This window comes from Pseudomonas sp. 2(2015) (assembly GCF_000955865.1).
Lineage (GTDB): Bacteria > Pseudomonadota > Gammaproteobacteria > Pseudomonadales > Pseudomonadaceae > Aquipseudomonas.
Genome location: NZ_JYOF01000010.1, coordinates 183305 through 196503 on the forward strand (window position 1 = coordinate 183305; position 13199 = coordinate 196503).

A 13199-nucleotide genomic window follows, 5' to 3' on the forward strand; every position below is an offset into this window, starting at 1 on the left:
GCTTTTTTATCGGTGATTCAGGCATACAGGATGTGCGGATATGAGTCTGGGCAACAGAGGTCGCGAGCAATCGCTGGACGTCAACGGCAACCATTTCGCCTTGCGCATCTGGGGCAATGAGCGCGGCCACCCGGTGCTCGCCGTGCATGGCTGGCTGGACAACGCAGCGTCGTTCGAACGGATCGCGCCGCTGCTCGAGGACTGCTTCGTGGTTGCCCCGGACCTGGCCGGTCACGGCCGCTCCGAGCACCGTCGGGGTGACAGCGGCTATTACCTGTGGGAACACGCCGACGACATGAACGCCCTGGTCGAGTGCCTGGGCTGGAAGCGTTTTTCGGTCCTGGGGCACTCCATGGGCACCGGGGTTGCATCGATTCTGGCGGCGATGAACAAGTCGATCGACAGCATGGTGTTCATCGACGGCATGGGCGCACCCTTTACCATTGCCGAAGAAGACACCGTCGAGCACCTGAAAAAATCCCAGCGCCTGCTGCGCCTGGCCTTGCGCACCCGCTTGCATGGGTTTTCAGCGCCGCAATCGGCACAGTTTGGCAGCCTTGAAGCGGCCATCGGCGAGCGGCGCAACAGCATCGACGGCACCCTGTGCGCAGAGGGCGCGCGGCTGCTGGCCATGCGTGACCTGCTCAGCGTCGGCGACGGTTACCGCTGGCGCCACGACCCGCGGCTGGTGCTGCCCGAGCCTATGCAACTGACCGAGCGCCAGGCTTGCGACTTTTTGCGCCAGATCAGCTGCCCGCTGCACCTGCTGCTCGGGCGCCAGGGGCTGTTTGCCGGTGCCCAGTTCGATAAAAGAAAAAACGCCTTGCCCTGGGCCACCCAGGTGCACTGGCATGAGGGCGGCCATCATTTTCACCTGGAGGAACCCGGCACGGCCTTGATCGCGCAGATCAACGCCGCGCTGCTTCAGCGTGAACCCGGGCCGCGGCAACGATTAGTCAATGAGTAATGGAGTACACCCGTGAAAGAGTTCTGGATTGCACCGTCGATTCTGGCGGCCGATTTCGCCCGCCTCGGCGCTGAAGCCGAGCAGGTACTGGCCGCCGGTGCCGATGTCATCCATATCGATGTGATGGATAACCACTATGTGCCCAACCTGACCATGGGCCCGCAGTTCTGCAAGGCCCTGCGCAGCCACGGGATCACCGCGCCGATCGACGTGCACCTGATGGTGACGCCGGTGGATGCGATGATCCAGGCCTTTGCCGAAGCCGGCGCCGACTACATCTCGATTCACCCCGAGGCGACCCTGCACCTGGACCGCTCGCTGCAACTGATCAAGGACCTGGGCTGCAAGGCGGGCCTGGTGTTCAACCCGGCCAGCGGCCTGGACGCCGCGCAATACGTGCTCGACAAGCTCGACCTGATCCTGCTGATGTCGGTCAACCCGGGCTTTGGCGGACAGAAGTTCATCCCTGCGGTATTGCCCAAGATTGCCGCAGCGCGCAAGCTTATCGACGACAGTGGCCGGGCGATCCGTCTGGAGGTGGACGGCGGCGTCAACCTTGACACCATCGGCCAGGTGGCCGCCGCCGGTGCCGACATGTTCGTGGCCGGCACGGCGATTTTCGCCCAGGGCGATTACCGCGCCAGCATCGAGGCCTTGCGCCGCGAGATTGCCCACGCTTTGCCCAACCGCCACTGATAGGCGGTCTTTCCAACGATTCTCGCGAATCCAGTACGAGTTACCTGTCCTTGCACACTACAACCCTAATCAAGGCCTTGCTGCGTCAGCCGACAACGCATACGCCGGTCTGGCTGATGCGCCAGGCCGGGCGCTACCTGCCCGAGTACCGCGAGCTGCGGGCCCGGGCCGGGTCGTTCCTGAGCCTGGTGAAAACCCCGGACTACGCCACCGAAGCCACCTTGCAACCCTTGCGGCGTTTCAACCTGGATGCGGCCATCGTCTTTTCCGACATCCTCAGCGTGCCCGATGCCATGGGCCTGGGCCTGTATTTCGGCCATGGCGAAGGCCCGCGCTTTCGCCATCCGCTGCGTGACGAGCGGGCCATCAAGCGCCTGCGCGTGCCCGAGCCCGAAGCGCTGGACTACCTGTACCAGGCGGTGGCCCAGAGCCGCCGGGAGCTTGACCCCAAGGTGGCACTGCTCGGCTTTGCCGGCAGCCCCTGGACCCTGGCCTGCTACATGGTCGAAGGCGGCCCGCCGGGCGATTTCCAGCTAATCAAGAAGATGCTCTACCGCCGCCCGGAGCTGCTCCAGCGCATTCTCCAGGTCACCAGCCAGGCGGTGGCGGCCAGCCTCAATGCGCAGATCGAATCCGGTGCCCAGGCGCTGATGATCTTCGACACCTGGGGCGGGGTGCTGGCCGACGGCGCCTACCAGCGGTTTTCGCTGTTCTACATGCGCGAGGTGCTGGCGCGCCTGCACAAGACCCACCACGGCCAGCGCGTACCGTCGATCATCTACACCAAGGGCGGCAGCCCGTGGCTGGCGGAGATGGCCGACAGCGGCGCCGATGCCCTGAGCCTGGACTGGACCTGCGACCTGGGCATGGCCCGGCAACTGGTGGGTAACAGTGTTGCCCTGCAGGGCAACCTCGACCCCAGCGTGTTGCTGGGTGATGAGGCCTGTATCCGCCATGAAGTGCAGCGTACCCTGCAGGCCTTCGGGCCGCCCGCTGCGGGCTTTGGCCATGTGTTCAACCTGGGCCACGGGATTTCCCCGGCGACCTCGCCCGAGGCGGTGGCCACGCTGGTCAATGCCGTGCATGAACTGAGCCGTGTGCGCGGAGGTGCCTATGCTTGACCCGACCTTCGACTTCGACCGGATGCTGTGCTTCTCGCTGTACTCGACGGCCAACGCCATGGTTCGCGACTATGCTGAGCCGCTGAAAAAGCGCGGCGTAACCTACCCGCAACTGCTGGTGATGGCCGGCCTGTGGGGCCAGGACGATGTCTCGATCAGCGCCCTGAGCGAGCTGACCCTGTTCGACCTTGGCACCCTGACGCCGATCGTCAAACGCCTGGCCGACAACGGCTTCATCACCGTGTACCTCGACCCCAACGACCGTCGCCGGCGCAACCTGTTGCTGACCGACAAGGGCCGTGAGCTCAAGGCCGAGGCGGCGCAGGTGTTCAGCAACATGGCCTGCAAGATCGACCTGGGCGAGGGTGAGGTGGAGCAGGTGCTGGATGTTTGCCACCGGATCAGGGCGCGTTTGCGCTGAGCCCGCCGCGCGGGGCAAGTCCGCTTGCCCCGCGAAAGGGGATTGTGCAATCACTCCAGCATCATGATAATGAGAGTAATTACCATTAATGTGTGATCACCCTCGTGCCGAGCTCTGTCGACTCCAAGGCTATCGTCGCCCACCTCTACAGTGACCATCACCGCTGGCTGCGTGCCTGGCTGTACCGGCGGCTGAACTGCCCGGACGATGCCGCGGACCTGGCCCAGGACACCTTTGTGCGGGCCATGACCAGCAGCGCCTTGCCCGCCCTTGACCAGCCGCGGGCGTTTCTCGCCACTGTCGCCCGCCGCCTGCTGAGCAATCTGTTCCGCCGCCGGGCGCTGGAGCAGGCCTACCTCGACGAGCTGGCGAGCCTGCCCGAGCAGTGCATGCCTTCGGCTGAAGACGTGCTGCTGGTGCGCGAAGCCCTGGCTGAAATCGATCGCCTGCTTGACGGCCTGCCGCCGCGGGTGCGCCATGGGTTCATCCTGCATCGTCTCGAAGGCCTGAGCCAGCCGGCCATCGCCGAGCACCTGGGGGTGTCGCTGGCGACGGTCGAGCGTGACCTGCGCCGGGCCTTCCTGCATTGCCTGAGCGCCAGGCCAGAATGAGCAGCACACCACTGGACCGCGCTACCCACGAAGCGGTGGACTGGCTGCTCAAGCTGGAGGATGCCCCGGCCGGCAGCCCGTTGCTGCTGGCCTTCAACACCTGGCTCAAGCAATCGCCCGGCCATCAGGCCGCCTGGCAGCGGGTCAACGCCTTGCTCGGCGAACCCCTGGCCGACCTGCAGCAGGCCGAGCAGCGTAGCCCCGGCCAGTTGGCCATGGCCAGCCGCAGCCTGCGCGCCTTGCCGTCGCCGTCGCGGCGCAAGGCCCTGGGCGGCGGCCTGGCGATGCTGTTGCTGGGTTTGGGCGCCGGCGCGCTCGGCAATCGCATGACGCCACTGGGCGACCTGCTCGCCGACCTGCGCACCGGCACCGGCGAGCGGCGCACCTTCACCCTGGCCGATGGTTCGCGGCTGTGCCTGAATGCGCGCAGCGCGGTGGATGTGCGCTTCAGCGCCGGGCAGCGGCTGGTGCTGCTGCGCGACGGCGAGCTGCAAGCCGAGGTTGCTGCAGAGCCGGGCCGGCCCTTTGTCGTCGCCACCCGCGAAGGCCAGGTGCAGGCCCTGGGCACGCGCTTCAGCGTGCGCCAGGAACAACAACAGAGCCTGGTCTCGGTGCAGCAGCACAGCGTGCTGCTCAGAAGCGGCAGTGCGCCCGCCTTGCGTGTGGAGGAGGGCCAGGCCTTTCGTTTCGATGGCCACGCCAGCCAGCCGCTGGCCGCGTCGCTGCGTACCCGGGCGAGCTGGACCGAGGGCCGCGTGGATGTGCGCGACGAACCCCTGGGCGAGCTGATCGAAGCCTTGCGCCCGTACCGCGCCGGGCTGCTGCGCATCAGCCCGCAGGCCGCGCAGGTGCGGGTCTATGGCAGCTTTCCGCTGGATGACAGCGAACGCACCTTGCGCTCCCTGGCCGAGACCTTGCCGATCCGGGTCGACAGCTTTGGCGGCTGGTTGACCCGCATCGATGTGATCTAAATAAAAATAATTGCGATTTCCTTGAGGGGGTTTGTTGCGTGGCGTGTCCTCGTTATCGACAACAACTTTGAACGAGCCAACACCTCCATGCCCGACTCCATGATCCGTCCCAGCCTGCTGGCCCTTGCCATCGCCCTGGGCAGCGGCGCGCCGTTGTACGCCGTGGCGCAAACCGACAGCAGCGTCAGCGCCAGCCAGCGCTTCGATATCCCGGCCGGCGACCTGGGCGAAGCCCTGAGCCGCATCGCCCGTCAGTCTGGGCGGGTGCTGTCGGTCAAGCCGGCGCTGCTGCAAGGCAAGCGCTCGGCGGCGGTCAGCGGCCAGTTCACGCCCGAGCAAGCGGCCAGCCAGGCCCTCAATGGCAGCGGCCTCAACCTCAATATCACCGCCGGCGGCACCTGGAGCCTGGTGCCGGCCGAGCACAGCGGGGCGCTGGAGCTGGGCCTGACCCAGATCGTCTCCAACGCCAGTGAAGACGCCTGGGGCCCGGTGCAGGGCTATGTGGCCAAACGCACCGGTACCGCGACCAAAACCGACACCTCGGTGCTGGAAGTGCCGCAGACCATCAACGTCATCACCCAGGATGAAATCACGGCGCTGGGTTCGCAGACCGTTACCCAGGCCCTGCGCTACACCCCGGGCATTACCGGTGGCGGCTTCTCCGACCGGGTGGGGATTTTCGACGAACCGACCTCCCGCGGCTTCAGCCCGACGCCGCTGTACCTGGACGGCCTGCACCTGCCGTATGGCGGTGGCAGTACCGGTGGCGCCCTGCAGATCGACCCCTACGCGCTGGAGCGCATCGAGGTGATGAAGGGCCCGGCCTCGGTACTCTACGGCCAGAACCAGCCAGGCGGGCTGGTCAACATGGTCTCCAAGCGCCCGACCGCGACGCCGCTGCATGAGGTCAAGCTTGGCGGCGGCAGCCAGGACCGCCGCTATGGCGCCTTCGACTTCGCCGGCCCGGTGGATGACCAGGGCGAGTACCAGTACCGGGTCACCGGCATGGGCCTGGATAAGAACGGCGAAATCGACTACGTCGAACAGCAGCGCTACATGATCGCCCCGAGCCTGACCTGGAGCCCCAACGAGCAGACCCGGCTGACCGTCTACGGCCATTACCAGCGCGACAACGGCGTACCCGAAGCCCAGGGGTTGCCGGCGGTGGGTACGGTGTTCGCCAGCGCCAACGGGCGGATCAAGCGCAGCCGCTTCATCGGTGAACCGGGGGTCAACGCCTACGATCGCGAGCAGTACACCTTCGGCTACGAAGTCAGCCATGAGCTGGACGATGTCTGGACCCTCAAGCAGAACACCCGCTACGCCTACGTCGATGACAAGTTTCGGGCGCCACTGCACGGCTACGCTTTCGTGCCCAACCCGGTCACCGGCGCCGACGACCAGAGCGCCATGACCCGCTTTGGCGTCGACTGGGCCCAGCGCAACAAGGTGTTCGGCATCGATAACATGGCCCAGGCCAAGTTCAACACCTTCGACCTCGCCCACACCCTGTTGATCGGTGTCGATTACTACCACTCCAACTCCCGATTCCTCGGCCTGTACGACCGCAATCCGCCGATCATCGACCTCTACAACCCGGTGTACGGCAAGCCTATGAACTTCGGCCAGCCGTTCAAATGGGACCGCACCATCAACCAGACCGGCCTGTACGTGCAGGATCAGCTCAAATGGGATAACTGGTTCCTGACCCTCGGTGGTCGCTATGACTGGGCCGAGGCCGATAACAAGGAGCCGCTCGCTGGCACCCATACCACTGTCAAGGACGAGAAATTCACCGGCCGCGCCGGCCTGGGCTACGCCTTCGACAATGGCGTCACGCCTTACCTCAGCTACTCCGAATCATTCCTGCCGCTGGCCGGCGCCGACTACGCCGGCAAAGCGTTCGAGCCGTCCACCGGCAAGCAGGTCGAGGCCGGTATCAAGTACCAGCCGCCTGGCCAGGACAGCTTCATCCAGCTCTCGGTGTACGAGATCAAGCAGCAGAACATCCTCACCGCCGACGTCGGCAACCCCGGTTTCAACAGCCAGGTCGGCGAGCTGCGCTCGCGCGGTGTCGAACTCGAAGGCAAGGCCAGCCTCAGCGACAACCTCGGCCTGATCGCCTCTGTGTCGCGCAACGACGTGGTCTACACCAAGGACAACGATGGCCGCGAAGGCCGTCATCCGTCCGGCACGCCGCCGATGACCGCAGCGCTGTGGCTGGATTACCACTTCACCGGCGACACGAAGGTCGCCGGCCTCGGCATGGGCCTGGGCGCGCGTTATGTGCGCGGTAGCGACGGTACCGATTTTGCCGACGGGCATTTCAGCATCCCGTCCTACACCGTGTACGACGCCATGCTCTCCTACGACCTGCAGCAATCGCCGCTGCGCCTGAAGGGCGTGAAGGTGCAGATGAACCTGCAGAACCTCGAAGACAAGACCTACGTCAGCCGCTGCACCAGTGACGTGGACTGCTACTACGGCGAAGGGCGGACCATCACCACCGACCTGACCTACAACTGGTAAGCCTTCAGGTATCGCGCAACAAGTCATGGGCATCCAGCAGCCGGTAGGCAATCTCCGGCTGCTTCTCCAGTGCCCGGCGAATCGCCGCCGGAATGTTCTGCCGGGTCTTGCGGCACAAGCCCGGCAGGTCTTCGATCTGGATGCTGATACCGCGCATGGTCCGCACCTCGTTGAAGCTCGGGGTGATCTGCAGCCGAATCCCCAACTGCTCATACAAGCGCCGCTGCATGTGCTCCAGCTCGTCCAGGCTCTGCAGGTTTTCCAGGCGTTCGAGCAGGCGCTTTTCTTCCTGGCGCGTCAGCAGCAGGATGCGCGGGTCCTGCAGCGTCTCGCGGCCGCAGTCGCAAGCGCCAGGCGGGCAGGGGGTGCGGGTGGGCAGGGTGGCGTTCATGCCTTGCAGCATAGCGAGGCTCGAGGACTTTTGCCCATGCCTGGCAGATCGCTATTGAGCACTGGTGCGGGCGGCGCTCAGTGATACCCTTACACTTCGCCGAACTTCACCAGGAGCGAGTCGCCCATGCTGGCGCAACAACTGCAACTGCAAAGCGTATTGACCGGGCGCGCCGTGCCTTTCACCCGTCCGGGCTCATCCAGTGCCATCGCCAAGATGCCGCGTGACGGCGAGGTCGCGGTCACCGAACTGGGCCTGGTTGGCGATGAGCAGGGCGACTTACGTGTGCATGGCGGGGTCGAAAAGGCCATCCACCATTACCCCCGCGAACACTATGCCGCCTGGGCTGCAGAGCTGGGCGAGCATCCGCTGCTGCAGGCTCCGGGCGCCTTCGGCGAAAACTTAAGCACCTGCGGCTGGACCGAGCAGACCGTATGCCTGGGCGATCGCTTTCGCGCTGGCAGCGCGCTGCTGGAGATTTCCCAGGGGCGCATGCCGTGCTGGAAACTCAATGACCGCTTCGGGGTAAAAGACATGTCGTTGCGGGTCCAGCAAAGCGGCCGTACCGGCTGGTACTACCGGGTGCTGGAAGAAGGCATATTGGCTGCCGGCATGAACATCGAGCTGATCGCACGGCCGCATCCGCAGTGGTCGGTAGCGCGCTTGTCGTCGGTGCTGTTCGACAGGCAGGTCGACCTCGAGGTGATTCGCCAGTGCCTGGAACTGCCGTTGGCGGCTTCCTGGCGCCGGACCCTGTCACGACGTTTGGAAAAGGCCGAAGTCGAGGACTGGGCGCCGCGTTTGCAGGGGCCTGGCGTCGAAGTGCAGGGGTGAGAAACATTGCAAACCGGGGACACGGTTTACAGGTCTTGCCTTAGCCGAAGAAACAGGATCAATCCTTCCTCAATGTCAGAGTAATCTCAACTCTGACGGTCGCAATTACGACTAGGATCGATAGCCCTTGCCATCGACCCAGGTTGGTCCTTCCATGTCGCCTTCAGAGACCGTGACCCGCAAACCTGACCAAACAACAGGCAGGAGCAATACGCTGGCAATCATCGCTGGGATGGGCGCCAATATTTGGTTAGGGGGCTCGGCGCTGTACTGGAAGGCGCTGCGGGAGGTTTCACCCTCGGTGCTCGTTGCTTACCGGGTGTTGCTCTCGCTGGCTGTGTTGATGCTGGCGCTGGTGCTGCTGGGTAAGCTGGGTGCGCTCTACCGGAATTTAACGCTGAACAGCGTAGTCGTTCACGGGGTGGCTGCATTGCTCCTGGCGACGAACTGGGGCTTATTTATTTACGCCTCTATTCAGGGTTTTGTCCTGGAGTCTGGTCTGGGGTATTTGATTGCTCCTTGCATCACGGTCGCAGCCAGCGTGCTGATGCTGAGTGAGCGTTTGAGCAGCCTGCACACAGTCGCTTTCGTTCTGATTGGCATCGCACTGGCCTATTTGGCGGTGTACGCACAGGGGCTGAATCATGGCATCTATCTGGCGATAGCGCTTACGTGGGGCGGGTATGTGTGTTTGAAGAAGGTATCGACGATTGATGCCTTATGCGCAACTACACTGGAAACTTTGCTGTTATCGCTGGTTTGCCTGGTAGCACTGCTTTTTACTTCATGGGAGATGGCGTTGCCCGTGACGATGCCCACGTCGATGTCGATTGTCCTGCTGTTTGCCGGGCTGGTATCGGTGGTGCCGTTACTGATGATCGCGTTTTCGGCCAGACGCTTGGCGTTGACGACAATGAGTACATTCCAGTTTCTTTTACCGACTACTCAGTTCGTACTGGCTGTAGTTGTATATAAACAGTCGATCAACATGACCGTTGCGACAGTCATATCGTTTGTCTGGTTATTGTTAGCGCTGCTCGTGGCCTTTCCGGCAATGAAAAACATGCTTCGCCAGTAAACCAAACTGGCTCCAACGAATCTCGAAGGAACCAGTTCAATCAACAATCAGGCAGCCGTACCCAGCTTTTTCACCACCTGACCCTTGGCAGCCTGCTTGCGGCAGGCTTCGCCGAAGGCCTGGAACATCTTCACCGAGTCGGGGTTTTTCGCCGCTTGCCATTCCGGGTGCCATTGCACCGCGAAGAGGAACGGCGACAGGCTCGGGGCGTGGATGGCTTCGACCAGGCCGTCTTCGGCACGGGCCAGGGGCTCGATGCCTTCGCCGAGGTTTTTCAGGCCCTGGCCGTGCAGCGAGTTGACGCGGATTTCATCGCTCTGCAGCAACTTTTGCAGCCAGCTGCCTTGCTCCAGTTTGACGCTGTGAACCGCGCTGTACTGGACATCGACCGGATCGTCCGGGTTTTCCCGGTGGTCGTTGAAGCCTGGCTCGGCGTAGACCTTCTGGTAGATGTCACCACCCAGCGCCACGTTGATTTCCTGCATGCCACGGCAGATGCCGAAAATCGGCAGGCCGCGGGCGATAGCCAGTTGCACCAGCGGCAGGTCGAACAGGTCGCGGTCGCGGTCCTGGGCCTTGCCCGGGGTTTCGTTCTCCTGGCCGTACAGGGCCGGGTCGATGTTGCTGCCGGCGCCGGTCAGGTAAACACCGTCGGCCATGTCCAGGTAGGCTTCGAGGTCGTCAGTACCGCAGCAGGTCGGCACCAGCACCGGTACACAGCCGGCGTGTTCAACCAGCGGTACGATGTATTTGTGGGTCATTACCTGATAGTCGTGGCCTTTGCGCTCCTGGGAGCCCATGGTCATCAGCACGACGGGTTTGCGAAGGGTTTGATTCTTATTGCCAATGTTGCTGTTGGGCATATGTCACCTTGGGACAGGCGCAGCCTGTCATTATTGTGCAGGCGCGCAGCTGGAACCTTTGCGCTGCCTGAGGTTTCGAGCACTGCCGGTACGCCAAGCAAGGGGCTGTATCCGGTCGAAACCTGTCATATAGCTTGCCAGAGCCGTTTAATATGTCAAACGACTTCAGATTGCACGGGCGAAGCTTGAGATTGCCTGGATGCAATTATCAGCCTGCAGCCCCCGATAACCGGTAAGGCGTCTGCTACGGCCAGTTCATTATATTTAACAAGCGTCCGGTGTATGGCCGAACCAGCGCCTGCGCGGCTTTGCTGCATCGCGCGGTTTCTCTTAAGCTGGCTGTCACCGATGACTACCAGCCTGAACCATGCCCACTCCAAGACCGTCCCTGACCCTGACCCTGTTGCAAGCCCGCGAAGCCGCCATGGCCTTCTTCCGCCCCTCGCTCAACGCCCATGGCCTGACCGAACAACAGTGGCGGGTGATCCGCATCCTGCGCCAGCAAGGCGAACTGGAAAGCCACCAACTGGCCGAGCAGGCCTGCATCCTCAAACCGAGCATGACCGGCGTGCTGGCGCGCCTGGAGCGTGACGGCCTGGTGCGGCGCAAGAAGTCGACCCAGGACCAGCGCCGGGTGTTTGTCGGCCTGACCGAACAGGGCCAGCAATGCTTCGTCGACATGAGCGAAGACATGGAACACAACTACCAGCGCATCCTTGAGCAGTTCGGCGAAGACAAACTCCACGAGCTGCTGGGCCTGCTCAACTGCCTGAAGAACATCAAGCCCTGAGCGCCGTTTTGGCGCACTGGCCGCTGGCTACCTATACTGTGCCTATCCGCAACAGTGTGCCGTCGTTGACCGGAGCGCGGCGTCTCTGTTCCCGTGGTCGTGACTTTCTGAAGTAGCAGGACGCGAGTCGTCAATTGATAACGCTACAAAGGGGTTGGATCATGGATATTGTCAGTCTGATTATTCAGATTGTTGCCGGTGTGGTGGGCGGCAACGCAGCCGGTATGAGTAAACAAAGCATGGGCCCGTTACTCAACTCGATCTTCGGTGGAGTGGGTGGGGTGATTGTCGGGCAGATACTCGCAGCCTTTACCGGTGAACCCGGTGCGGCGGTGGCCGCGGGCGGTTCGCTGGACCTGCCGGCACTGATCAGCAGTATTGTCGGCGGCGGTGCAGGGGGCGCGGTGCTCACCTTCATCGCCGGCCTGATCAAATCAAAAATGCATCCGCAGTAAGCCTTGCCAGGCCTGCCCCTGATTGCAGCAGGGGCGGGCCTGTTCAGAAGTACTTCAGCCAACCGATATCGCGGCGCCGGGCCTTGAGCGCGGCGAACCAGCGCACCGGCGGATAGAGCGCAACGCTCAAGACCGTCGCCGTCAGCCATACCGACCAGACCCCGTCGAAACCAAAGTAGCTGCCCTGGTTCAGGCCAAAGCAGGCGACGCCGATCAGGTACAGCACTTTCAGTGCGTACAGGTGCAGCAGGTAGAAGAACATCGGTGCGGCACCGAATACGCTCAGCACCCGGATCGCGTGGCTGCCTTGCAGGTGCTCGAACCTGCGCAGCAGCAACAGGCCGACGCCCAGGGTCAGGGCCAGGAACAGCAGCGATGGCGGGTATTTGGTGATGTTGAAAAAGCTCATCAGCGTGCGCAACGTGGTTTCGCCGACCTGCCACCGGGCTTCGCCGTAACCGTTGAGCAAGCGCAGCAGCAGGAAGCCGGCGAGGGCACCGAGGCCGGTCAGCAGCAACGTGCGCTGACGTGCCTGCGCATCTGCACCTTGGGCAAACCAGGGGCCCATGGCATAGCCCAGGGCAATTACGCCGATCCATGGCAGCAACGGGTACGAGGTACGCAGGCGCAAGTTGTCGGCTACCTCGATCCAGCCACGGTCATGCAGGATCGCCCAAGGGACATGCAGCGCCGAGCCCGCAGCGAAGTGCAGCGGGTCGAGCAGGTTGTGCCCGGCGACGATCAGCACGCCGATTACCACCAGCAGCGGGCGCGGCAGCCACACCAGGCCGGCCAGGGCGATCATGCTCAAGCCAATGGCCCAGATCACCTGCAGGTAGATCACCTTGGGCGGCAGTTCCAGGGTCCAGGCCAGGCTGACCAGGGTGAACTCCAGCAGCACCAGGACCAGGCCACGCTTGAACAGGAAGGCCGAAACCGCAGCCTTGCCCTGGTGCTTTTCGCCATACAGGTAAGCCGACAAACCGGTCAGCAGGACAAACACCGGCGCACACAGGTGGGCGAGGGTACGGCTGAGGAACAGCCAGGGGTCGGTGCTGGCGACATCCATCGGGTCGCTGACCTGGCGGTGCAGAAAGAAGGTTTCGCGTACATGGTCAAGGAGCATGAAGACAATGACCAGGCCGCGCAGGGCGTCGATGCAAAGCAGGCGTTGGTTGGCGAGTGGCATGGGTGAGGTAGCGCCGGAAGGATGAGGTGGTGCGTTATAACATAACTAGTATTGTTGCGCTGGCCTCATCGCGGGACAAGTCGAGGCGTCGCACCGCCGCTCCTACAGGTAGCGTAGGCATTTAGAGGCGCGAGCTGATCCATTGGCGATGCTGCTCACACTTCACCTTTGCGCCTTGTCGGCGAATGGACCGGCGATGCACGAGAAGCGAAAGCAAAAAAGCGCTCTGCTTCTAGATGTACGTAATTGCAGACGCCACCGATCGTCCCTTGCAGAAGGCCGA

At 63.1% G+C, this 13199-nt stretch carries 14 protein-coding genes; 11 read left to right on the forward strand and 3 right to left on the reverse strand.

The genetic code is table 11. The features are described from left to right. The first annotated feature begins 40 nt into the window (after positions 1 to 40). The 7 genes from UB48_RS14565 (at position 41) to UB48_RS14595 (ending at position 7316) form a co-directional block, all read left to right on the forward strand. Positions 41 to 967 carry an alpha/beta fold hydrolase gene (locus UB48_RS14565; protein WP_045198213.1) on the forward strand — a complete coding sequence of 309 codons (927 nt, stop codon included), beginning with the start codon at positions 41 to 43 and terminating at the stop codon, positions 965 to 967. 12 nt (positions 968 to 979) lie between these two features. Continuing rightward, positions 980 to 1663 (forward strand): ribulose-phosphate 3-epimerase, encoded by a 684-nt coding sequence (gene rpe / locus UB48_RS14570; protein WP_045198215.1) that lies wholly within the window; start codon positions 980 to 982, stop codon positions 1661 to 1663. Positions 1664 to 1713: 50 nt separating this feature from the next. Next, complete coding sequence (gene hemE, locus UB48_RS14575; protein ID WP_275559819.1) at positions 1714 to 2784, forward strand: uroporphyrinogen decarboxylase; 1071 nt, start codon at positions 1714 to 1716, stop codon at positions 2782 to 2784. Further along, a complete protein-coding gene (locus UB48_RS14580; protein WP_038994982.1) occupies positions 2777 to 3205 on the forward strand; it encodes a MarR family winged helix-turn-helix transcriptional regulator in 429 nt (142 codons plus the stop codon). The genes hemE and UB48_RS14580 overlap by 8 nt, the downstream gene beginning before the upstream one ends. A 104-nt stretch (positions 3206 to 3309) precedes the next feature. After that, entirely contained in the window at positions 3310 to 3816 is a 507-nt protein-coding gene (locus UB48_RS14585; RefSeq protein ID WP_045198458.1) for a sigma-70 family RNA polymerase sigma factor, read from the forward strand. Continuing rightward, positions 3813 to 4787, forward strand: coding sequence for a FecR domain-containing protein (locus UB48_RS14590; RefSeq protein WP_045198220.1), 975 nt, complete (start codon positions 3813 to 3815; stop codon positions 4785 to 4787). The genes UB48_RS14585 and UB48_RS14590 overlap by 4 nt, the downstream gene beginning before the upstream one ends. 87 nt (positions 4788 to 4874) lie before the next feature. Further along, a complete protein-coding gene (locus tag UB48_RS14595) occupies positions 4875 to 7316 on the forward strand; it encodes a TonB-dependent siderophore receptor (RefSeq protein ID WP_045198222.1) in 2442 nt (813 codons plus the stop codon). A gap of 4 nt (positions 7317 to 7320) precedes the next feature. Here the strand turns inward: UB48_RS14595 and UB48_RS14600 are convergent, their stop codons facing one another. Further along, the gene (locus tag UB48_RS14600) at positions 7321 to 7707 is read right to left on the reverse strand and encodes a hypothetical protein (protein ID WP_177329164.1); all 387 of its coding nucleotides are present in this window, start codon (positions 7705 to 7707) and stop codon (positions 7321 to 7323) included. A gap of 126 nt (positions 7708 to 7833) precedes the next feature. Between UB48_RS14600 and UB48_RS14605 the strand changes: the two genes are divergently transcribed. Continuing rightward, positions 7834 to 8541, forward strand: a complete 708-nt coding sequence (locus UB48_RS14605; RefSeq protein WP_045198224.1) for an MOSC domain-containing protein — start codon at positions 7834 to 7836, stop codon at positions 8539 to 8541. Between the two features lie 154 nt (positions 8542 to 8695). After that, complete coding sequence (locus UB48_RS14610; protein WP_156160207.1) at positions 8696 to 9619, forward strand: EamA family transporter; 924 nt, start codon at positions 8696 to 8698, stop codon at positions 9617 to 9619. A gap of 47 nt (positions 9620 to 9666) precedes the next feature. Here UB48_RS14610 and UB48_RS14615 read toward each other — a convergent pair whose 3' ends face one another. Next, positions 9667 to 10482, reverse strand: a complete 816-nt coding sequence (locus UB48_RS14615; protein WP_045198229.1) for a gamma-glutamyl-gamma-aminobutyrate hydrolase family protein — start codon at positions 10480 to 10482, stop codon at positions 9667 to 9669. 367 nt (positions 10483 to 10849) lie between these two features. Between UB48_RS14615 and hpaR the strand changes: the two genes are divergently transcribed. Beyond that, positions 10850 to 11272 (forward strand): homoprotocatechuate degradation operon regulator HpaR, encoded by a 423-nt coding sequence (gene hpaR, locus UB48_RS14620; RefSeq protein ID WP_045198230.1) that lies wholly within the window; start codon positions 10850 to 10852, stop codon positions 11270 to 11272. A gap of 161 nt (positions 11273 to 11433) precedes the next feature. Beyond that, positions 11434 to 11727, forward strand: coding sequence for a hypothetical protein (locus UB48_RS14625; RefSeq protein WP_010222003.1), 294 nt, complete (start codon positions 11434 to 11436; stop codon positions 11725 to 11727). Positions 11728 to 11770: 43 nt separating this feature from the next. On the opposite strand, the gene UB48_RS14630 is transcribed toward UB48_RS14625, so the two are convergent. Further along, the gene (locus UB48_RS14630; protein WP_045198232.1) at positions 11771 to 12916 is read right to left on the reverse strand and encodes a DUF1624 domain-containing protein; all 1146 of its coding nucleotides are present in this window, start codon (positions 12914 to 12916) and stop codon (positions 11771 to 11773) included. Positions 12917 to 13199 lie beyond the last annotated feature (283 nt).